This window comes from Streptomyces sp. NPDC029169 (genome assembly GCF_055563935.1).
On the sequence record NZ_JBVHXA010000020.1, the window covers coordinates 33,658 to 52,555 of the forward strand.

General features: G+C 72.5%; 15 protein-coding genes. 9 read left to right on the top strand and 6 right to left on the bottom strand.

The features are described 5' to 3' along the window. Positions 1-32: 32 nt before the first annotated feature. The 3 genes from nhaA to ACZ4VI_RS29970 all read right to left on the bottom strand — a co-directional run bounded on the left by nhaA (position 33) and on the right by ACZ4VI_RS29970 (position 6,328). The gene (gene nhaA / locus ACZ4VI_RS29960; RefSeq protein ID WP_468004254.1) at positions 33-1,484 is read right to left on the bottom strand and encodes a Na+/H+ antiporter NhaA; all 1,452 of its coding nucleotides are present in this window, start codon (positions 1,482-1,484) and stop codon (positions 33-35) included. A 256-nt stretch (positions 1,485-1,740) separates the two neighbouring features. Continuing rightward, on the bottom strand, positions 1,741-3,696 hold the full coding sequence (acs, locus tag ACZ4VI_RS29965) for an acetate--CoA ligase (RefSeq protein ID WP_468004256.1): 1,956 nt from the start codon (positions 3,694-3,696) through the stop codon (positions 1,741-1,743). Positions 3,697-3,889: 193 nt separating this feature from the next. Next, positions 3,890-6,328 carry a bifunctional SulP family inorganic anion transporter/carbonic anhydrase gene (locus tag ACZ4VI_RS29970; RefSeq protein ID WP_468004258.1) on the bottom strand — a complete coding sequence of 813 codons (2,439 nt, stop codon included), beginning with the start codon at positions 6,326-6,328 and terminating at the stop codon, positions 3,890-3,892. 266 nt (positions 6,329-6,594) lie between these two features. On the opposite strand from ACZ4VI_RS29970, the gene ACZ4VI_RS29975 reads away from it, so the two are divergent. After that, positions 6,595-7,833: a polysaccharide deacetylase family protein gene (locus tag ACZ4VI_RS29975; RefSeq protein ID WP_468004260.1), complete on the top strand. Its 1,239-nt coding sequence runs from the start codon at positions 6,595-6,597 to the stop codon at positions 7,831-7,833. A 48-nt stretch (positions 7,834-7,881) separates the two neighbouring features. Here ACZ4VI_RS29975 and ACZ4VI_RS29980 read toward each other — a convergent pair whose 3' ends face one another. Next, a complete protein-coding gene (locus ACZ4VI_RS29980; protein WP_468004262.1) occupies positions 7,882-8,868 on the bottom strand; it encodes an ATP-binding protein in 987 nt (328 codons plus the stop codon). A 102-nt stretch (positions 8,869-8,970) separates the two neighbouring features. Here ACZ4VI_RS29980 and ACZ4VI_RS29985 point away from each other — a divergent pair, with 102 nt between their 5' ends. Continuing rightward, entirely contained in the window at positions 8,971-9,816 is an 846-nt protein-coding gene (locus ACZ4VI_RS29985; protein WP_468004264.1) for a Fic family protein, read from the top strand. Positions 9,817-10,120: 304 nt separating this feature from the next. Here ACZ4VI_RS29985 and ACZ4VI_RS29990 read toward each other — a convergent pair whose 3' ends face one another. Beyond that, positions 10,121-10,987, bottom strand: coding sequence for an HAD family hydrolase (locus tag ACZ4VI_RS29990; RefSeq protein ID WP_468004266.1), 867 nt, complete (start codon positions 10,985-10,987; stop codon positions 10,121-10,123). A gap of 479 nt (positions 10,988-11,466) precedes the next feature. Here ACZ4VI_RS29990 and ssd point away from each other — a divergent pair, with 479 nt between their 5' ends. Genes ssd through ACZ4VI_RS30025 form a run of 7 tightly spaced genes read left to right on the top strand, consistent with a single transcriptional unit; the run spans position 11,467 to position 16,450 of the window. After that, on the top strand, positions 11,467-12,639 hold the full coding sequence (gene ssd / locus ACZ4VI_RS29995) for a septum site-determining protein Ssd (protein WP_468004268.1): 1,173 nt from the start codon (positions 11,467-11,469) through the stop codon (positions 12,637-12,639). Then, complete coding sequence (locus tag ACZ4VI_RS30000; RefSeq protein ID WP_468004270.1) at positions 12,636-13,805, top strand: TadA family conjugal transfer-associated ATPase; 1,170 nt, start codon at positions 12,636-12,638, stop codon at positions 13,803-13,805. Before ssd ends, ACZ4VI_RS30000 begins: the two co-directional genes overlap by 4 nt. After that, on the top strand, positions 13,805-14,689 hold the full coding sequence (locus ACZ4VI_RS30005) for a type II secretion system F family protein (RefSeq protein WP_468004272.1): 885 nt from the start codon (positions 13,805-13,807) through the stop codon (positions 14,687-14,689). The genes ACZ4VI_RS30000 and ACZ4VI_RS30005 overlap by 1 nt, the downstream gene beginning before the upstream one ends. A 44-nt stretch (positions 14,690-14,733) precedes the next feature. Further along, on the top strand, positions 14,734-15,471 hold the full coding sequence (locus ACZ4VI_RS30010) for a type II secretion system F family protein (protein WP_468004443.1): 738 nt from the start codon (positions 14,734-14,736) through the stop codon (positions 15,469-15,471). 40 nt (positions 15,472-15,511) lie between these two features. Beyond that, entirely contained in the window at positions 15,512-15,718 is a 207-nt protein-coding gene (locus ACZ4VI_RS30015; protein ID WP_468004274.1) for a DUF4244 domain-containing protein, read from the top strand. Continuing rightward, the gene (locus ACZ4VI_RS30020) at positions 15,705-16,064 is read left to right on the top strand and encodes a TadE family type IV pilus minor pilin (RefSeq protein WP_468004276.1); all 360 of its coding nucleotides are present in this window, start codon (positions 15,705-15,707) and stop codon (positions 16,062-16,064) included. Before ACZ4VI_RS30015 ends, ACZ4VI_RS30020 begins: the two co-directional genes overlap by 14 nt. Then, positions 16,061-16,450, top strand: a complete 390-nt coding sequence (locus ACZ4VI_RS30025; protein ID WP_468004278.1) for an Rv3654c family TadE-like protein — start codon at positions 16,061-16,063, stop codon at positions 16,448-16,450. Before ACZ4VI_RS30020 ends, ACZ4VI_RS30025 begins: the two co-directional genes overlap by 4 nt. On the opposite strand, the gene ACZ4VI_RS30030 is transcribed toward ACZ4VI_RS30025, so the two are convergent. Continuing rightward, the gene (locus ACZ4VI_RS30030; RefSeq protein WP_468004280.1) at positions 16,392-18,869 is read right to left on the bottom strand and encodes a DEAD/DEAH box helicase; all 2,478 of its coding nucleotides are present in this window, start codon (positions 18,867-18,869) and stop codon (positions 16,392-16,394) included. The two genes, ACZ4VI_RS30025 and ACZ4VI_RS30030, sit on opposite strands and share 59 nt — an antisense overlap. Between the last annotated feature and the right edge of the window lie 29 nt (positions 18,870-18,898).

The following is an 18,898-nucleotide window of genomic DNA, read 5'->3' on the forward strand; positions in this document are numbered from 1 at the left end:
GTCCGACTTCTCTTCTGCGGTCCGACCTCAGATCATGCCGGACTGTCGCCGTCATCGCGCGATGCCCCCGCCACTTGGGCGCGCTCGCGGTGCTCGGCGGCCTTCCTCTCGTAGATCGCGGCCATCCGCAGGTGGTACTCCGGGTTGTCCTCCTCGTAGATGTCGGGGATGCCGTCCTGGTCCTCGTCGCGCTCCTCGTCGGCCAGCAGCGCCTCGTACGTGCGCACCCGCAGCTTGAGCAGGATCGTCGCGAGCACGGCGGCCGTGAGCGAGCCGATGAGGACGGCCGCCTTGACCTCGGCGGTCAGCGTGCCCTCGCCTTCGAAGGCCAGTTCGCCGATGAGGAGCGAGACGGTGAAGCCGATTCCGGCGAGGGAGGCGACGGCGAGGACGTCCGGCCAGGCCAGGTCGCTGTTGAGCTCCGCCCGGGTGAAGCGGGCCGCGAGCCAGGTGCCGCCGAAGATGCCGACGGTCTTGCCGACGACGAGGCCGAGGATGACGCCGAGGGTGACCGGGTTGGTGGAGATGTCGGCGATCGTCTTCCCCGTGATGCTCACGCCGGCCGAGAACAGGGCGAACAGCGGCACGGCCAGACCGGCGGAGTACGGCCGGACCAGGTGCTCGATGTGCTCGCCGGGGGAGTGTTCCTCGCCCTCGCGCTTGGTGCAGCGCAGCATCAGGCCCATGGCGACACCGGCGATGGTGGCGTGGACGCCGCTGTTGTACATCAGGCCCCAGATGACCAGGGCGAGCGGGACGTAGACGTACCAGCCGCGGACGCCCTTGTGCAGCAGCAGCCAGAAGACGGCGAGGCCGGCGATGGCGCCGCCGAGCGCGGCGAAATTCAGGTCGCTGGTGAAGAAGATCGCGATGATCAGGATCGCGAAGAGGTCGTCGACGACGGCGAGCGTGAGCAGGAACGCGCGGAGCGCGGACGGCAGCGAGGTGCCGATGACGGCGAGGACCGCGAGCGCGAAGGCGATGTCGGTGGCGGTGGGCACGGCCCAGCCGTCCAAGGAGCCGCCGCCGATGATGTTGGTCAGGGCGTAGACGAGGGCCGGGACGGCCATGCCGCAGACGGCGGCGATGACGGGGAGCGCGGCGGCCTTGGGCTCGCGCAGCTCGCCCGCGACGAGTTCACGCTTGAGCTCGATGCCGGCGACGAAGAAGAAGATCGCGAGCAGGCCGTCGGCCGCCCAGTGCTGGATGGAGAGGTCCAGGCCGAGGGCGGCGGGCCCTATGTGGAAGTTCTGTACCGTCGCGTAGCTGTCGTTGAGGGGGGTGTTCGCCCAGACGAGCGCGGTGACGGCGGCCGCGAGCAGGAGCACGCCACCGACGGTCTCGGCACGCAGCGCGTCGGCCACGAACCGTCGCTCGGGCAGCGACAGGCGGCCGAGGAACTTACGGCCATTGGGACGGCTGGGTGCGGGCGTGGGCGCGGGCACGGTGGGCGACCTCCGGTCGGTTGGCAGGGCGAAGCACATGCCGACCAGACTTCCCGGCGCACCTAGGTATTTCTGTCGCGTCTCTGACGCGATCCTTACGTTACCTAACGAGGTCGCGCGGTGTCCGGCGATCCTCACTTTAGGTCCGGAAAGTCCCCTTTGCGTTGTGGGCATACGTTTGCGTTGTGGGCGTACGTTCCGCAGGGCGGAACTGTGGGCACGAGCGTGGCGCCGCACACAAGGACGCCCACCCCAGGTGTCCTGGAGTGGGCGCCCACAAGAGCCTTAGGGCGGCTCAGTCCTCGCTGGCAGCCGACGGCAGCTTGGTCTGGATGAGGTCCATGACGGACGAGTCCGTCAGCGTCGTCACGTCACCCAGCTCCCGGTTCTCCGCCACGTCCCGCAGCAGCCGCCGCATGATCTTGCCGGACCGGGTCTTGGGCAGCTCCGCCACCGGCAGGATCCGCTTCGGCTTCGCGATCGGGCCGAGCGTCGTGCCGACGTGGTTGCGCAGCTCCGCGACGAGCCCGTCGTCCTCGCTCGCCGTACCGCGCAGGATGACGAAGGCGACGATCGCCTGGCCGGTCGTCTCGTCGGCCGCCCCGACCACCGCCGCCTCGGCGACGGACGGGTGCGAGACGAGCGCCGACTCGACCTCGGTGGTGGAGATGTTGTGCCCGGAGACGAGCATGACGTCGTCGACCCGGCCGAGCAGCCAGATGTCGCCGTCCTCGTCCTTCTTCGCGCCGTCGCCGGCGAAGTACTTGCCCTCGAAGCGCGACCAGTACGTGTCGAGGAACCGCTGGTCGTCGCCCCAGATGGTGCGCAGCATCGACGGCCACGGCTCGGTGAGGACCAGGTAGCCGCCGCCCCCGTTCGGCACCTCGTTCGCCTCGTCGTCGACGACGGTGGCGGAGATGCCGGGCAGCGGGCGCTGCGCCGAGCCCGGCTTGGTCTCGGTGACGCCCGGCAGCGGCGAGATCATCATCGCGCCGGTCTCGGTCTGCCACCAGGTGTCCACGATCGGGGTCCTGCCCGCGCCGATGTGGTCGCGGTACCAGACCCACGCCTCGGGGTTGATCGGCTCGCCGACCGAGCCGAGGACGCGCAGGCTCGACAGGTCGAACTTCGCGGGGATGTCGTCGCCCCACTTCATGAACGTACGGATCGCGGTCGGCGCCGTGTAGAGGATCGTGACGCCGTACTTCTGCACGATCTCCCAGAACCGGCCCTGGTGCGGGGTGTCCGGCGTGCCCTCGTACATGACCTGCGTCGCGCCGTTGGCCAGCGGCCCGTACGTGATGTACGAGTGTCCGGTCACCCAGCCGATGTCGGCGGTGCACCAGTAGACGTCGGTCTCCGGCTTGAGGTCGAAGACGGCGTGGTGGGTGTACGCCGCCTGGGTGAGGTAGCCGCCGGAGGTGTGCAGGATGCCCTTGGGCTTACCCGTCGTACCGGAGGTGTAGAGGATGAAGAGCGGGTGCTCGGCCTCGAACGCCTCGGGTGTGTGGTCGGCGGACTGGCGGGCGACGATGTCGTCCCACCACACGTCCCGGCCCTCGGTCCAGGCCACGTCCTGGCCGGTGCGGCGGACGACGAGGACGTTGCGCACCCGGTCGACGCGGCTGATGGCCTCGTCCACGGCGGGCTTGAGGGCGCTCGGCTTGCCGCGGCGGTAGCCGCCGTCCGCGGTGATGACGAGCTTGGCGTCGGCGTCCTCGATGCGGGTGGCGATGGCGTCGGCGGAGAAGCCGCCGAAGACCACGGAGTGCGCGGCACCGATGCGGGCGCAGGCCAGCATCGAGACGACGGCCTCGGGGATCATCGGGAGGTAGATCGCGACCCGGTCGCCCTTGGTGACGCCCAGCTCGGTCAGGGCGTGGGCGGCCCTGGAGACCTCGTCCTTGAGCTCGGCGTAGGTGAGGGAGCGGCTGTCGCCCGGCTCGCCCTCGAAGTGGATGGCGACCCGGTCGCCGTTGCCGGCCTCGACGTGGCGGTCGACGCAGTTGTACGCCACGTTGAGCGCGCCGTCGGCGAACCACTTGGCGAACGGCGGGTTCGACCAGTCGAGGGTCTCGGTCGGCTCGGTGGCCCAGGTGAGCCGCTTCGCCTGCTCGGCCCAGAAGCCAAGCCTGTCCGCCGCGGCCTGCTCGTACGCCTCCGCCGTCACGTTGGCGTGCGCGGCCAGCTCGGCCGGCGGCGCGAACCGCCGCTCTTCCTTCAAGAGGTTGGCCAGGCTTTCGTTGCTCACGACATCTCCCTTTCCCAGGGCGTCCTATGTGCCTATGTGTCCCGCGCCATAGCTCATCAGTCAGATGCCCGGGTGACAAGAGTCTCCAGGAAATTGGTTTAGACCTATGGGGTGGCGGGCGTGCGGTGGCCCCTCCCTCCGAGCGGTGGGAGGAAGGGGCCACTCAGTCTCACGGACGTGGGGAGGGGATGGTTCAGGACGCGCGCGCCGCTGTCCGGCCCTTGATCGCGGTCGGGGTGATCGGGTCCCCGGGCCGGGTGATCCGGTCCTCGGGCGGGGTGATCTGGTCCCGGGAAGGCACCTGGGAGGGCGGGACGCGGTCGAAGACGTCGTCGTAGCGGTGCGGCGCGTCCGTGTCCGCCAGCAGGTACGCCTGGGCCTCGCCGACATGGAAGTACATCCCGTGGAGCGTGAGCGTGCCCTCGGCGAGCCGCCGCGCCACCGACTCGTACGCCCGCAGATGCTCCAGCTGCTGGACCACGTTGGTCATGCACAGCTGCTCGACCGCGTCGGCCGGCAGCCGCCCCGCGATCCGGGCCCAGGCGTGTCTGCGGCTGTCCATCCGCTCCAGGCTGGGCCGGCCGTGGCGCAGCCAGCGCCGCAGCGGGGTCTGCGACGTGTCCGGTCCGCCGTTCAGCAGGGCCTGCATCGCGCCGCAGCCGGAGTGTCCGCAGACGGTGATCGACTGGACCCGCAGGACCTCCACCGCGTACTCGATCGCCGCGGCCACCGAGTCGTCCCCGCTCTCCTCGCCGGGCAGCGGAACCAGATTGCCCACGTTCCGTACGGTGAACAGGTCGCCCGGCCCGCTGGACGTGATCATGCTCGTGACCAGCCGGGAGTCGGCGCAGGTGAGGAAGAGCTGCGAGGGGCGCTGGCCCTCGCGGGCGAGGCGCGCGAGCTCGTCCCGTACCAGCGGGGCCGTGTTGCGCTGGAACTTGCCGATGCCGCTCACCAGTTGGTGACCGGTCGTCCGCCGGGTCTCGTCGGTGGGGTGGTGTTCGCCGCAGTGGTGGTTGCGCCAGGGGGTCCAGGGGCGGCAGCAGGCGTGGGACGCGGAATCGGGCTCGGCGATCAGGTCGCCGGACGGGCCGGTGATCTCCACGGCGCCGCCGTGGGAGGTCTGCCAGTCGTGCAGCGCCTCGTACGCCGCGTGGTCCATGAACGATCCGTCCAGCTCCACCACGCAGGGGGAGCCGTGCGGCACCTGGTGCAGTACTCGACTCAGCCGGGGCACGGCGAGGAAGGTCAACTGCCCGCGCGCCCGCACCCGGTGGCCGAGCTCTGTCTCCTCGACGGTGATCCGCGTCCGCGTCAGGCGGTGCAGCGCCACGGCCACGGCGACCGCGATGCCGATCAGTACGCCTTCCAGGACACCGCTGAGGACGACGGCGATCAGGGTCGCCGCGTAGACGAGCACCTCGCGGTTGCGGTGGACGCTGCGCAGATGGGTGATGTTGACCATCTGGACGCCGACGACGGTGACCAGCGCGGCGAGGGCGGCCAGCGGGATCAGATCGAGCACGGGGACGAGGAACAGCGCGGCGAGCACGACCCACGCGCCGTGCAGGATCGCCGCGTCGCGACTGACCGCGCCCGCCGAGACGTTGGCGGCACTGCGGACCGCGACGCCGGTGACGGGCAGCCCGCCGAGCGCCCCCGAGAGCGCGTTCGCCGCGCCCTGGCCGGCCAGCTCGCGGTCCAGCCGAGCCCGGGGAACGGGTGGCCCGCTCTTGCGGGCGGCCACCAGCTTGTCGACGGCGACGGCGGAGAGCAGCGACTCGACGCTGCCGACGAGGGTGATGGTCAGCACGGCTGCGAGCAGGCCGAGGACCGGCCCGTCGGGCAGCTCGGGCAGGGCGTGGCTGCGCCAGGACGGCAGATCGACGCGGGGGAGGGTGAGCCCGGCGAGTGCTGCCGCCGCCGTCGCCGCGGCAACGGCGGCGAGAGCGGCGGGGATCCTCCGCAGGAACCGTCCGGCGCGCCCGGGCAGGCGGGGCCAGAGCAGCAGGACGGCGACGGTGAGGGCGCTGATGGACAGGGCCGCCAGGTGGAGGTCGGCCAACTGGGCGGGCAGGCCACGGACGTTGTCCACGGTGGAGCTCTGCGGTGTGCCGCCGAGCACGATGTGGAGCTGGGCGAGGGCGATGGTCACGCCGATGCCGGCCAGCATGCCGTGCACGATCGCGGGGGAGACCGCGAGGGCGGAGCGGGCCACCCGCAGGGCGGCCAGGCCGAGTTGGGCGAGCCCGGCGAGGACGGTGATGGCGCAGGTGGTGCGCCAGCCGTAGCGCTGGATCAGTTCGGCGGTGACCACGGTGAGGCCCGCGGCGGGTCCGCTGACCTGGAGCGGTGCGCCGCCGATCCGGCCGGCGACGATGCCGCCGACGGCGGCGGCGACGAGGCCGGCCTGGAGCGGGGCTCCGGTGGCGAGTGCGATGCCCAGGGAGAGTGGCAGCGCGATCAGGAAGACGGCGATGGACGCGGACAGGTCGGCGCCCGCGACGGGGAAGCGGCGGCGGCCGCGGCCGTCCGGCGGGCTGTGGGGTCGCTGGGCGTCGGGCCGGGTGGTCGTTCGGTCGGATGTCGTGCGGTCGGATGTCGTGCGGTCGGGTGGGGTGCAGAGAGTCATGTTTTCCCGTCTCTTCCGGGGCAGCGCGGGCGCGGCTGGGTCACGGCGTGCAGTGGCGGGATGACCGGGCAAGTATCAACGCTCGGTAAATGGATCGTAATGGAGAGTAAAGACTGCGGCATTATTTTCGGGGCAAACAGGGCAATGATTCACCGGTTGGGGTGACGGGCGGCTGCCATTCCGCTTGTCGTTTCATCTTTCCGGGATCCGTGGTGCGACCTTGACGCCGCTCGCACGCCGTACGGAATCCGAGGAGAGGTGGGCGGATGTCAGCCGCCGGGAGAAGGACCACTGTCCGCAGGAGGGCACTCGCCGTCGGTGCCCTCGTCGTCGCACTTGCCACCGGGCTCGCCGGGTGTTCGGACTCGCAGGAGACGACCCCGCGGGGTGCCCCCGGACCGCAGAAGCCCGCCGCGGCCCCGCAGAGCGCGGTGCGCCTGATCGGCGACGGCTCCACCGCCTTCACCGGCGCGCAGCCGCATCAGCCCGTCTGGCGGAAGCTGAAGCCGGGGGAGGAGCCCCCGCAGTTCGTGGTGTTCTCCTGGGACGGCGCGGGCGAGGACAGCCAGAAGCTCTTCTCCCACTTCCGCAAGGTGGGCCGGAAGTACGACGCGACCATGACGTACTTCCTCAGCGGCGTGTATCTGCTGCCCGAGGACAAGCGGAAGCTCTACGAGCCGCCGCGACACGCCCCCGGCCGCTCGGACATCGGCTTCAACGACATCCAGGGCATCCGTGACACCGTCCGTGAACTGCGCGGCGCCTGGCAGGAGGGCAACGAGGTCGGAACGCACTTCAACGGCCACTTCTGCGGCAAGGACGGCGGCGTCGGCACCTGGTCGGTCGACGACTGGAAGAGCGAGATCAGCCAGGCCAAGTCCTTCGTGAAGAACTGGAAGACGAACGCCGGCCTGACCGCCGAGCAGCCGCTCCCCTTCGACTACGACAAGGAGCTGATCGGCGCCCGCACCCCGTGCCTGGAGGGCCGTGAGAACTTCGTGCGGGCCGCGTCCGAGCTGGGTTTCCGCTACGACAGCAGCGGCGTCAACGAACAGATCTGGCCCAAGAAGGACCACGGTCTGTGGGACTTGTCGATGCAGCTCGTCCCGTTCCCGGGCCGCGCGTTCCAGACGACCTCGATGGACTACAACTTCCTGGTCAACCAGTCCGGTAAGACCCAGGGCGACCCGTCCATGCACGAGTTCTGGGGCAACCAGATGCGCGACGGCCTGGTGCAGGCCTTCAACCGCTCGTACCACGGCAACCGGGCGCCGCTGATCATCGGCAACCACTTCGAGTCCTGGAACGGCGGCACGTACATGCGCGCGATCGAGGAGACCATCGCGACGGTGTGCGTGCAGAAGGACGTGAAGTGCGTGTCCTTCCGGCAGCTCGCCGACTGGCTCGACGCCCAGGACCCGGCGGTGATCGAGAAGATGCGGACCCTGAAGGTCGGCGAGGCCCCGAAGGGCGGCTGGGCGACCTTCCTGGCCCCCAGCCCCTGACCTCACCCCAGCCGGACCTCAAGCACTGATCTCTCCGGCGGCCGTCCCTCAGCTGGGCTGGGGTACGGCCAGCTCCTCGCCGAGCACGAAACCGGGGTCGACCTGCGCCGCCAGGTCGACCCCCGTCTTGGCGTTGCCCCAGCTCTCCGCGTTCCGCAGGTGGAAGTGGACCATCTGGCGGGTGTACTGCTCCCAGTCGCGGCCGGCGTACGAGTCGTCCGCCGCGTCCTGGAGCGCCTGGAGCGCCATCCGGTTGTCCGCCTCAAGGAGTTCGAAGCGGGACGGGCGGCCCTTCTCCATCGCGCGGACCCAGTCCGAGTGGCCCACCGTCACCAGCAGGTCCTCGCCCACCTCGGCGCGCAGGAAGTCCACGTCGTCCCGGCCCTGCACCTTGTTGCCGACGACCTTCAGCGCGACCCCGAAGTCCCGCGCGTACTCCTTGTACTGGCGGTAGACCGACACGCCCTTGCGGGTCGGCTCGGCGACCAGGAACGTCATGTCGAAGCGGGTGAACATCCCCGAGGCGAAGGAGTCCGAGCCCGCCGTCATGTCGACGACCACGTACTCGTCCACCCCGTCGACCATGTGGTTCAGGCACAGCTCCACCGCACCCACCTTGGAGTGGTAGCAGGCCACCCCCAGGTCCGACTCGGTGAACGGGCCCGTCGCCATCAGCCGGATCTCGCCGTCGTCGAGGCGCACGGTCCGCGCGCAGGCCTCGTACACCGGGTTGTCCTCGCGGACCCGCAGCAGCCGCGAGCCCTCGCCGGGCGGGGTCGTCTTGATCATCGACTCCGCGGAGGCGATCCGCGGGTTCGAGCCACGCAGATACTCCTTGATCAGCGGCAGATGCGCGCCCATCGCGGGCAGCGCCGCCGCCTCCGCCTCGTCGAGCCCGAGCGCGGCCCCGAGATGCTGGTTGATGTCGGCGTCCACCGCGACGACGGCGGCCTCGTTGGCGGCGAGATGGCGGATGAAGAGCGAGGACAGCGTGGTCTTGCCGCTGCCGCCCTTCCCTACGAAAGCGATCTTCATGTTCACGAAGGGTAGCCGCACGATCGCGTCGAGTGGTCAAGCTCCGTGAAGAAGACCACTCCAACGTGGGGCGGGCGTCCCGGGCGCGTAGCCTCCCTACTTATGAGTACGCACGCCTCTGACCCCCTGGCCGCCCTCGGCTCCCTGCCGGGCGTCGCCGACTCGGTGGACTCCGTACGCAAGGCCGTCGACCGGGTCTACGGACACCGCGTGATGCGGCGCCGCAGCAACGAGATCACCTCCGAGGCCGCCCTGCGCGGCGCGCGCGCCTCGGCCGCGCTGTCCGGTGCCGACTGGGCTCTGGAAGAGGTCCGCCGGCGCACCGACTTCGGCGGCGACGCCGAGGCGCGGACGGTGGGCGCGGCCCTGCGGCTTGGCGCCGAGGCGGGCCAGCTGCTCTCCATCTGGCGCCAGTCGCCGCTGCGTGTGCTCGCCCGGCTGCACCTGGTCGCGGTCGGCGACGCGGCGCTCGGGGCGGCACCGGGCGAGGTCGCCGACTCCGTCGGCAGGCCGCGGCAGGCCGGCGAGGAGGTCGACGAACCGCTGATCGAGGCCCCGCTGCCGGACCCGGCGGAGGTCGCGGGGCGGCTCGACGGACTCTCCGAGCTGATCATCGCGGGCGGTACGGCCCCGGCGCTCGTGACGGCGGCCGTGGTACACGGCGAACTGCTCGCGCTGCGCCCCTTCACCTCGTACAACGGGCTGATCGCCCGGGCCGCCGAGCGGATCGTGCTGGTCGGCAGCGGACTCGACCCCAAGTCGATCTGCCCGGCCGAGGTGGGCCACGCGGAACAGGGGCGGGCGGCGTACGTCGCCGCGTTCGACGGCTATCTGTCGGGGACCCCCGAGGGCATGGCCGCCTGGATCGCCCACTGCGGGCGGGCCGTGGAGCTGGGGGTCCGGGAGTCGACGGCGGTCTGCGAGGCGCTGCAGCGCGGCGCGGCCTGAAAACCGTCCTCACAAAGGGTTGCGGCGGTACCAGTCCTGGTACCGCCGCTGGCACGTCCGCCGAGTTACCAAGCGTCCTCGATATGTGCCCATCAGGCGGGGGAACTTTGCCCATCGCCTGGTGCGGCTGGCCCGTAATCGACGGGTCGACGTCGCGTGGGTGCTCAGCTTCTGTGCATGGTCCGTGGGGCCTTTTTGCTCAACAGGTGATCCTCTCGGATGTCCTAGGTCTCGCGGGCCTAAGTCCTTTCTACTCCTGTCGGGTGGGAAGCGAAAGTCCTGGCTCCAGTTCTTTACTTTCGTATCAAATCCGGGCAAAGCGATCGGCAAGGGCGGAGTGGCGCCGCCGATTGGCGTACCAGACCAGGCCCGCCGTCGCCGCGGCCGCGCCCACGGCGGCCGCGGCCAGGAGCGCGGGGCGCGGTGGCATCCGGAAGGCCGGCAGGCGCTGCTTGAGCCGGACCGGCTTTTCGAAGGCCAGGATCGGCCAGCCCCGGGCGGTGGCCTCGCGGCGGAGCGCCCGGTCGGGATTGACCGCGTACGGATGGCCCACGGACTCCAGCATCGGTACGTCGGTCGCCGAGTCGCTGTAGGCGTAACAGCGCGAGAGGTCGTACCCCTCCGACTCCGCGAGCTCCCGGATCGCCTCCGCCTTGGTGGGTCCATAGGCGTAGTACGCCACCTCCCCGGTGAAGCAGCCGTCGTCACCGACGACCATCCGGGTGGCGACGACCCGGTCGGCGCCGAGCATCTCACCGATCGGCTCCACGACCTCGGCGCCCGAGGTGGAGACGATCACGACGTCCCGGCCGGCGGCATGGTGCTCCTCGATGAGGGAGGCCGCCTCGTCGTAGATGATCGGGTCGATCAGCTCGTGCAGGGTCTCGGCGACCAACTCCTTGACCTGCGCGACGTTCCATCCCTTGCAGAGCGCGGAAAGATATTCGCGCATCCGCTCCATCTGATCGTGGTCGGCGCCGCCCACGAGGAAGACGAACTGGATGTAGGCAGTCCGCAGGACGGCGCGGCGGTTGATCAGTCCGCCTTGGTAGAAGGACTTGCTGAAGGTCAGCGTCGAGGACTTCGCAATGACCGTCTTGTCCAGGTCAAAGAAGGCGGCTGTGCGCGGCAACGAGTGGTTTTCCACGAGCCGAGCATAGGTGCCCGCCATTCGGCGTACGCTCGGGCGTGTGGGTTTGCCTGAGAAGGCTCTCGGGTACACCATGGAAGTCACGGATCGTTCGCGACCGTGCTAACCCGGTCCGGCTCCTCCCCCCCCGAGTCGGCCGGAGAGACGACCCCCGCTCTCCCCCCCGGCGGGGGTCGTCGCATGTCCGGACGCGTTTTCGTCCCGACGATCCTCATGTGTCCCCCTCTCGTCGGCCGTCCGGCCGCCACGGCGCGATGCCGTCGTTTCATCACTCAGCGTAGCCGTCGGGGTGCTCTCCGGACATCCCCGGTATGGGCGACGGGGATATTCACAGCCACGGAGTTATCCACAGTTTTTGAGCAAGATCCACACGATTTCCGGGATGGCGCCACGGTGATTCCCGCCGCGAACTCCGCGGACGGAAGGAATCACCGATCTCGGCTGCGCGACGGGCGCGGGCGGGATCACAAGGACAGGGGGCGTGTGCTGTGGCGGGAATCATGACTTTCAGAACGTCGGGGGCTTCCGGAACGTCCGGGGCTTCCGGGCCGGCCAGGTCCGCCCGCTCCTTCCCGGATGTGGGTGTCCGGCCGGGCGGGGCGGGACGGGGGAACGGGCCCTTGATCGTCACCGAGGACCTCGCGCTCCTCGACGACCTGCTGCGGCTGTGCGCCGCAGCGGGGGCGGAGCCCGAGGTGCACCACACGGTGCCGGAACACCGCACGAGCTGGGCCGACGCCCCGCTCGTCCTGGTCGGCGACGACGCGGCGGCCCGCTGCCGCGGTGCGGCGCGCAGGCAGGGGGTGATCCTCGTCGGCCGGGATCCGGTTGATCTCGACGACCCTGAGGTGTGGCGGCAGGCCGTCGAGATCGGCGCCGACTGCGTGCTGCGGCTGCCGGACGCCGAGAGCTGGCTCGTCGACCGGATCGCCGACGCCGCCGAGGGCACGGGGAAGCAGGCGCTGACCGTCGGCGTCATCGGCGGACGTGGCGGCGCCGGGGCCTCGACGCTGGCCTGCGCGCTCGCGCTGGCCGCCGCCAGGACCGGGCGGCGCACCCTGCTCGTCGACGGCGATCCGCTCGGCGGAGGGCTCGACGTCCTGCTCGGCGGGGAGCGGGCCGAAGGCAGGCGATGGCCCGACTTCGTCGCCTCCAAGGGGCGGGTCGCGGGCGGCGCCCTGGAGGAGTCGCTGCCGTCGGTGCGCGGGCTTCGGGTGCTCAGCTGGGACCGGGGAGACTCGGTCCTCGTCCCGGCCGAGGCCATGCGCTCGGTGCTCGCCGCGGCGCGAAGGAGGGGCGGCATTGTCGTCGTGGACCTGCCACGCCGGTTCGACGGGGCGGTGACCGAGGCGCTGGCTCAGCTCGACCTCGGGCTCCTGGTCGTCCCCGGCGAATTGCGGGCCGTCGCGGCTGCCCACCGGGTCGCCTCCCTGGCGGGCACGGTGCTGGGCGACCTGCGCGCTGTGGTGCGCGGACCGTACGCGCCGGGGCTCGACGAGCAGTGGGTCGCGGACACGCTGGGGCTGCCGCTCGCCGGGGAACTCCCGCACGATCCAGGCCTCGTGGCCGCCCTCGACACCGGCGCGCCGCCGGGCGGAGAGCCGGGCGGACCGCTCGGCCGGTTCTGCGCCGCGTTCTGGGAGTGCGCCCTGGCCCCGGAGGGCGCCGCGTGAGCGCCGGTACGCCCGTGGGCGGCGCGGGGCTCCTGGAGGCCGTGCGGCAGCGGCTCGCCGAGAGCGGGGCCGAGCCGACGCCCGCGCGGGTCGCGGCGGCGCTGCGGGCGCAGGGGCGGCTGCTGGGCGACACGGAAGTCCTCGGCGCTGCCGAGGCGTTGCGGTGCGAACTGGTCGGCACCGGCACGCTGGAGCCGCTGCTGGCCGATCCCGCGGTCACCGACGTGCTGGTCTCGGCCCCCGACCGGGTCTGGGTCGACCGGGGTGCCGGACTCGAACTCACCACGGTCCGCTTCGCGGACGCTCCGGCCGTGCGCCGGCTGGCGCAGCGGCTCGCGGCGGTCGCCGGGCGGCGCCTGGACGACGCCCGGCCCTGGGTGGACGCCCGTCTCCCGGACGGGACCCGCATGCATGCCGTACTGCCGCCAGTGGCCGTCGGATCGACGTGCCTGTCGCTGCGGGTGGTCCGGCCGCGGGCCTTCTCCGTAGGGGAGTTGACCGACGCTGGGACGGTCCCGCCGGGCGGGGAGCGGATCCTGCGCGCCCTGATCGAGGCTCGGGTCTCGTATCTGATCTCCGGCGGCACGGGTTCGGGAAAGACGACCCTCCTGTCCACGCTGCTCGGTCTGGTCGGCGAGCGGGAGCGGATCGTCCTCGCAGAGGACTCGGCCGAGCTGCGGCCCGACCATCCGCACGTGGTGCGCCTGGAGGCGCGGCCGGCGAACCAGGAGGGCGCGGGACTGGTGACCTTGCGGGACCTGGTCCGGCAGGCCCTGCGGATGCGGCCCGACCGGTTGGTGGTCGGAGAGGTACGGGGCGGGGAGGCGGTCGATCTGTTGGCCGCTCTGAACACCGGCCACGAAGGCGGCTCGTGCACGGTTCATGCCAATACGGCGGCGGACGTCCCGGCCCGTCTCGAAGCCCTCGGCACGGCCGCAGGGCTCGACCGGGCGGCGCTGCACAGCCAGTTGGGGGCCGGCCTGTCGGCCGTGCTCCATCTCGTGCGGGACCGGGCGGGGCGGCGGCGGATCGCGGAGATCCATGTCCTGGAGAGGAACCGGGAGGGGCTGGTGGTGACCGTGCCCGCGCTGCGCTGGGGCGCGGCCGGGTTCGAGCGGGAGCGGGGCTGGGAGCGGCTGCGGTCGCTGATCGGGGGCGTGTCGTGATGAGGGAGCAGTGGGTGCTGGCCCAGAGCGCGGCGGTGCTGTGCGCCGGGGCCGCGATGTGGTGGGTGGTCGAGCGGGAGCGTGGTCTGCGCCGGGCGCGGGCGGTGCTCGCGGGCGTGGGGGCTCTGGGGCTTCCGGGGGAACCGGGGCGGGCAGGTCCGTCGTGGCGTGCGATCGGCGAGCGCTGGCGGGCGGTCACGCGGGGGCGGCGCGCCTGGCTCTGTCTGCCGGTGGCGGCGGTCCTCGCGCTCCTGGGGCAGTCGCCGTTGCCGCTGGTGGCGGGTGCGCTCGCGGTGCCGCTGGTGGGGCGGCGGCTGCGGGCGGTGGCGCTCCGCAGGGAGCGGGAGGCCCGGTCCGACGCGGTGGTGGCTCTGTGCGGGGCGGTCGCGGCCGAGCTGAGAGCCGGCCGACAGCCCGCTCCGGCGCTGCGCTTCGCGGTCGGGGAGACCGGGGCGCTCGGGCCGGAGGAGGCCGAGGTGCTCGCGGCGGCCCGGTTCGGCGGTGATGTGGCGCGGGCGCTGCGGAGCGCGGCGCGGCAGGACGGGGCGGACGGGCTGGCCGGCATGGCGGCCTGCTGGCAGGTCTCCGTGGACGGTGGCGCGGGACTGGCCGCCGGGCTGGACCGGCTGGAGGCCGCGCTGCGGGAGCACCGGGACCAGCGGGAGCGACTGCGGGCTCAACTGGCCGGGGCCTGGGCCACGGTGGCCGTCCTCGCGGTGCTCCCCGCGGTGGGGCTCGTGCTCGGGACGGCGCTGGGCGCGCGACCGCTGCACGTGCTGCTGCACACGCCGGTGGGGCTCGGATGTCTGGCCGTCGGCGTGGCACTGGAGGCGGCCGGCCTGTGGTGGGCCGCGCGGATCGTCAGGGGAGGTGAGCGGGTGTGACCGGAGCGGCGGGTCTCCTGGGGGAGTTCGTCCACAGACTGGGGATGGCGGTCGCGGTGGCCGCCTCGGTCGCCTGGGCGGCCTGGACCGTGGCCGACCGGCGGCGCGAGCGGCGCACTCGGAAGCGGATCACGGCCCTGGTAGGGGCCGGGCCGGTGCGCCGTGGACGGCGCGGGAACGGGTTTCCGCCCTGGCTGCGGAGGTGGGCCGCGCCGCTCGCGGCAGCGGCCGTGGGCTGGGCCGTGATCGGCGGGCCGGCCGGAATCCTGGCGGGGATCGCGGCGGGCTTGGCCGTACGGCGATGGAGCACGCGCAGTGCCTCGGCGGCCGGTGACGAAGAGGAGGCCGCACGGCAGCTTCCGCTCGCGGCCGATCTGTTGGCGGCCTGCGCGTCCGCCGGAGCCGGGCCGGGCGAGGCCGCGGAGGCCGTGGGGCGGTCGCTGGGCGGACCGGTCGGCGAGCGGCTGGCACGAACGGCCGCGGAGCTGCGACTGGGGGGCGAACCGGCCGATGTGTGGCGGAGGTTCGGCGCGATACCGGGTGCCGAGGGCCTGGCTCGCTGCCTGGAGCGGGCCGGTTCCTCCGGGGCGCCCGCCGCGGAGGCCGTCTCGAGACACGCGGCCGACCTGCGGGCGGACCGGGCCAGGAAGGCAGCTGCCCGGGCCCAGCGGGCCCAGGTGCTGATCACCGCTCCGGTGGGGCTCTGCTTCCTGCCCGCCTTCCTGGCGGTGGGAGTGGCCCCGGTGGTGATCGGCCTCGCGACCGGGCTGCTGCGGAACTGAGACACGAAACCGAACACGAAGACGAACACGACAACGACACATGGGGGTTGGCATGAAGAGGATGAGCGCGTGGTGGCGGGCCCGGTGGGCGGCCCGGAGCGATGCGGGGATGACCACGTCGGAGTACGCCATGGGCACCATCGCGGCGGCCGGCTTCGCGGCCGTGCTGTACAAGATCGTGACCAGCGGTTCGGTCTCCAGCGCGCTGGAGTCGGTGATCGGGAAGGCACTCGATGCGCCGTTCTGATGACCGGGGCGCCGTGACCGTGGAGGCGGCGATGGCCCTGCCGACGCTGGTGGTCTTCGCCATGGCCCTGGTCTGGGCGCTCGCCGCCGCGGCGGCGCAGATCCAGTGTGTGGACGCGGCGCGGGCCGGTGCGCGGGCCGCGGCCCGGTCGGAGCCGGTGTCCGGTGCCGAGGCCGCCGCCCGGGCGGCAGCGCCGGAGGGCGCCAGGGTCTCGGTCGCGCGGTCGGGCGAGCTGTGGCGGGTGACGGTGGAGGCACCGGCCCCCGGGCCCGGCGGGATGGGGCTCACGCTGCGCGCCGGCGCGGCGGCGCTCGCGGAGGACTCGGTGGGGGTGACGGCGCCATGACCGGCGGCGCGAAGGGCACGGCGGGGGCGCGGGACGACCGTGGGATGGCGACGGTGTGGACGGCCTTCGCGGCCTGTGTCCTGTGCGTGGTGTTCGGTGCGGTTCTCGCGCTGGGGCAGGCGGTGGCGGCCCGGCACCGGGCGGGCGGGGCAGCGGACCTGGCCGCGCTCGCCGCCGCCGACCGGGCCCTGTGGGGCGAGGAGACCGCCTGTGCGGCGGCGGCCCGGGTCGCGGGCGCGCAGGGGGCCTCCGTGGTGCGGTGCGCGGTGCGGGGCGATGTCGCGGACGTGACGGCCGTGGTGCGCGCCGGGCCGTACGCGCCGGCGGTCAGGGCGCGGGCGGGGCCTCCTCGGGCTCTGCCGGGGCTTCCCGCAGCAGTTCCATGAGCAGGCGTACGGCGCCGCGCTTGTGCAGCGGGTCGTTGCCGTTGCCGCACTTGGGGGACTGGATGCAGGACGGGCAGCCCGCGTCGCACTCGCAGGAGGCGATCGCCTCCCGGGTGGCCGTCAGCCAGGCGCGGGCGGTATGGAAGGCCCGCTCGGCGAAGCCGGCGCCGCCCGGGTGCCCGTCGTAGACGAAGACGGTGGGCAGCAGGGTGTCGGGGTGGAGCGGCACGGACACCCCGCCGATGTCCCAGCGGTCGCAGGTGGCGAAGAGCGGCAGCATGCCGATGGAGGCGTGTTCGGCGGCGTGCAGGGCGCCACCGAGGATCTCCGGGTTGATCCGGGCGGCGTCCAGCTGGTCCTCGGTGACCGTCCACCACACGGCCCGGGTGCGCAGGGTGCGGGGCGGCAGGTCGAGCTTGGTCTCGCCGAGCACCTCGCCGGTGATCAGACGACGGCGCAGGAAGGAGACGACCTGGTTGGTGACCTCGACGGAGCCGTAGCAGAGGCGGCCGGCTCCCCAGGGGATCTCGGTGTCGGTCTCGAGGACGGAGATGGAGGTGGTGTCCCGGGCGGTGGTGGAGTACGGCGGACTGGCCTCCTCGACCAGGGCCACGGAGTCCTTCAGGTCGAGGGTCTTCACCAGATACGTGCGGCCCTGGTGGAGGTGGACCGCGCCCTCGTGGACGGCCGTATGGGAGGCGGCCTCGTCGACCGTGCCGAGGAGGCGGCCGGTGGCGGCCTCCACGATCTGGACGGGGCTGCCGCCTCCGCCCCGGATGTCGGTGAGGTCGGCGGCCCGCTCACGGCGGGTCCAGTACCAGCCGGTGGAGCGCCGGCGGAGCAGCCCGGCGGCCTCCAGCTGGGGCAGCAGGCCGGGGACGGCGGGGCCGAAGAGGGCCAGGTCGGCGTCGGTCAGCGGCAGCTCCGCGGCGGCGGCGCACAGATGGGGGGCGAGGACGTACGGGTTGTCGGGGTCCAGGACGGTCGACTCGACCGGCTGCTGGAAGAGGGCCTCGGGGTGGTGGACCAGGAACGTGTCCAGCGGGTCGTCCCGGGCGACCAGGATCGCCAGGGCGCCCTCGCCGGACCGCCCGGCGCGGCCCGCCTGCTGCCACAGGGACGCCCGGGTGCCCGGATACCCGGCGATCACCACGGCGTCCAGGCCGGAGACGTCCACGCCCAGCTCCAGGGCCGTCGTGGCGGCCAGGCCGAGGAGCTCGCCCGAGTGCAGGGCGCGCTCCAGGGCCCGGCGCTCCTCCGGGAGATAGCCGCCCCGGTAGGCCGCGACACGCCGGGCCAGCGAGCGGTCGACCTCGGCCAGACGCTCCTGGGCGATGACCGAGATCAGCTCGGCGCCGCGCCGCGAGCGGACGAAGGCGACCGAGCGGACGCCCTGGACGGTCAGATCGGTCAGCAGGTCGGCGGTCTCTGCGGTGGCCGTGCGGCGCACCGGGGCGCCCTGCTCGCCGTGGAGCTCGGTCAGCGGCGGCTCCCAGAGAGCGAAGACCAGCTCGCCGCGCGGGGAGGCGTCGTCGGAGACCTCCGAGACCGGCAGGCCGGTCAGCCGGCCGGCGGCCAGGGCGGGCTCGGCCGAGGTGGCGGAGGCCAGCAGGAAGACGGGATCCGCGCCGTACCGGGCGCAGACACGCCGCAGCCGGCGCAGCACCTGGGCGACGTGGGAGCCGAAGACGCCCCGGTAGGTGTGGCACTCGTCGATCACGACATAGCGCAGGGAGCGCAGGAAGGAGGACCACCTGGGGTGGGAGGGGAGTATGCCCCGGTGCAGCATGTCGGGGTTGGTGAGCACGTAGTTCGCGTACTGGCGGACCCACTCGCGTTCCTCGACGGGCGTGTCGCCGTCGTAGACCGCGGGCCGGATCCGGTTGCCGAGCGGAGCCGCCAGTTCACGGACCGCGCGGCGCTGGTCGGCGGCGAGGGCCTTGGTGGGCGCCAGGTACAGCGCCGTCGTGCCGCGGCCGTTGGGGGCCTCGGAGCCGTCCAGGAGGGTGGTCAGGACCGGGGCGAGATAGGCCAGCGACTTGCCAGAGGCGGTGCCCGTCGCGATCACCACGGATTCGCCGTCCAGGGCGTGCTCGGCGGCCTCCGCCTGGTGGGCCCAGGGATGCTCGATGCCCGCCGCCTCGATCGCGCTGATCACTTCCGCCCGGATGCGATGCGGCCAGACTGCATGGCGGCCCTCCCGGGCGGGCAAGTGCTCCGTATGAGTGATGCGCGCAGCCCGGCTCTCGCCCGAGGAGAGCCGGTCGAGGACCAGGCCGGGGGAGGGGCGGTTGCCCGTGTCCCCGGCTGGACGACTGGGGCGGTGATTCTTGGCCATCGGCACCGAGTGTGTCACTGGAGTGACGGACAATGCTCCCAAGGCGTCGTGCATGGCTGCTGGTAAGTGATTGAATGCCATCGCGGCTGGCGATCCGTCCCCCGACTCCG

Excerpts from the sequence above, each read along its gene's own strand:
- ACZ4VI_RS29990 (WP_468004266.1), bottom strand. The coding sequence starts at position 10,987 with ATGGCGGGCACCTATGCTCGGCTCGTGGAAAACCACTCGTTGCCGCGC.
- ACZ4VI_RS29975 (WP_468004260.1), top strand. The coding sequence starts at position 6,595 with ATGTCAGCCGCCGGGAGAAGGACCACTGTCCGCAGGAGGGCACTCGCC.
- ACZ4VI_RS30030 (WP_468004280.1), bottom strand. The coding sequence starts at position 18,869 with ATGGCATTCAATCACTTACCAGCAGCCATGCACGACGCCTTGGGAGCA.
- nhaA (WP_468004254.1), bottom strand. The coding sequence starts at position 1,484 with ATGTGCTTCGCCCTGCCAACCGACCGGAGGTCGCCCACCGTGCCCGCG.
- ACZ4VI_RS30025 (WP_468004278.1), top strand. The coding sequence starts at position 16,061 with ATGACCGGCGGCGCGAAGGGCACGGCGGGGGCGCGGGACGACCGTGGG.
- ACZ4VI_RS30005 (WP_468004272.1), top strand. The coding sequence starts at position 13,805 with ATGAGGGAGCAGTGGGTGCTGGCCCAGAGCGCGGCGGTGCTGTGCGCC.
- ACZ4VI_RS29980 (WP_468004262.1), bottom strand. The coding sequence starts at position 8,868 with ATGAAGATCGCTTTCGTAGGGAAGGGCGGCAGCGGCAAGACCACGCTG.
- ACZ4VI_RS30020 (WP_468004276.1), top strand. The coding sequence starts at position 15,705 with ATGCGCCGTTCTGATGACCGGGGCGCCGTGACCGTGGAGGCGGCGATG.
- ssd (WP_468004268.1), top strand. The coding sequence starts at position 11,467 with ATGACTTTCAGAACGTCGGGGGCTTCCGGAACGTCCGGGGCTTCCGGG.
- ACZ4VI_RS30015 (WP_468004274.1), top strand. The coding sequence starts at position 15,512 with ATGGGGGTTGGCATGAAGAGGATGAGCGCGTGGTGGCGGGCCCGGTGG.
- ACZ4VI_RS30010 (WP_468004443.1), top strand. The coding sequence starts at position 14,734 with ATGGCGGTCGCGGTGGCCGCCTCGGTCGCCTGGGCGGCCTGGACCGTG.
- ACZ4VI_RS29985 (WP_468004264.1), top strand. The coding sequence starts at position 8,971 with ATGAGTACGCACGCCTCTGACCCCCTGGCCGCCCTCGGCTCCCTGCCG.
- ACZ4VI_RS29970 (WP_468004258.1), bottom strand. The coding sequence starts at position 6,328 with ATGACTCTCTGCACCCCACCCGACCGCACGACATCCGACCGCACGACA.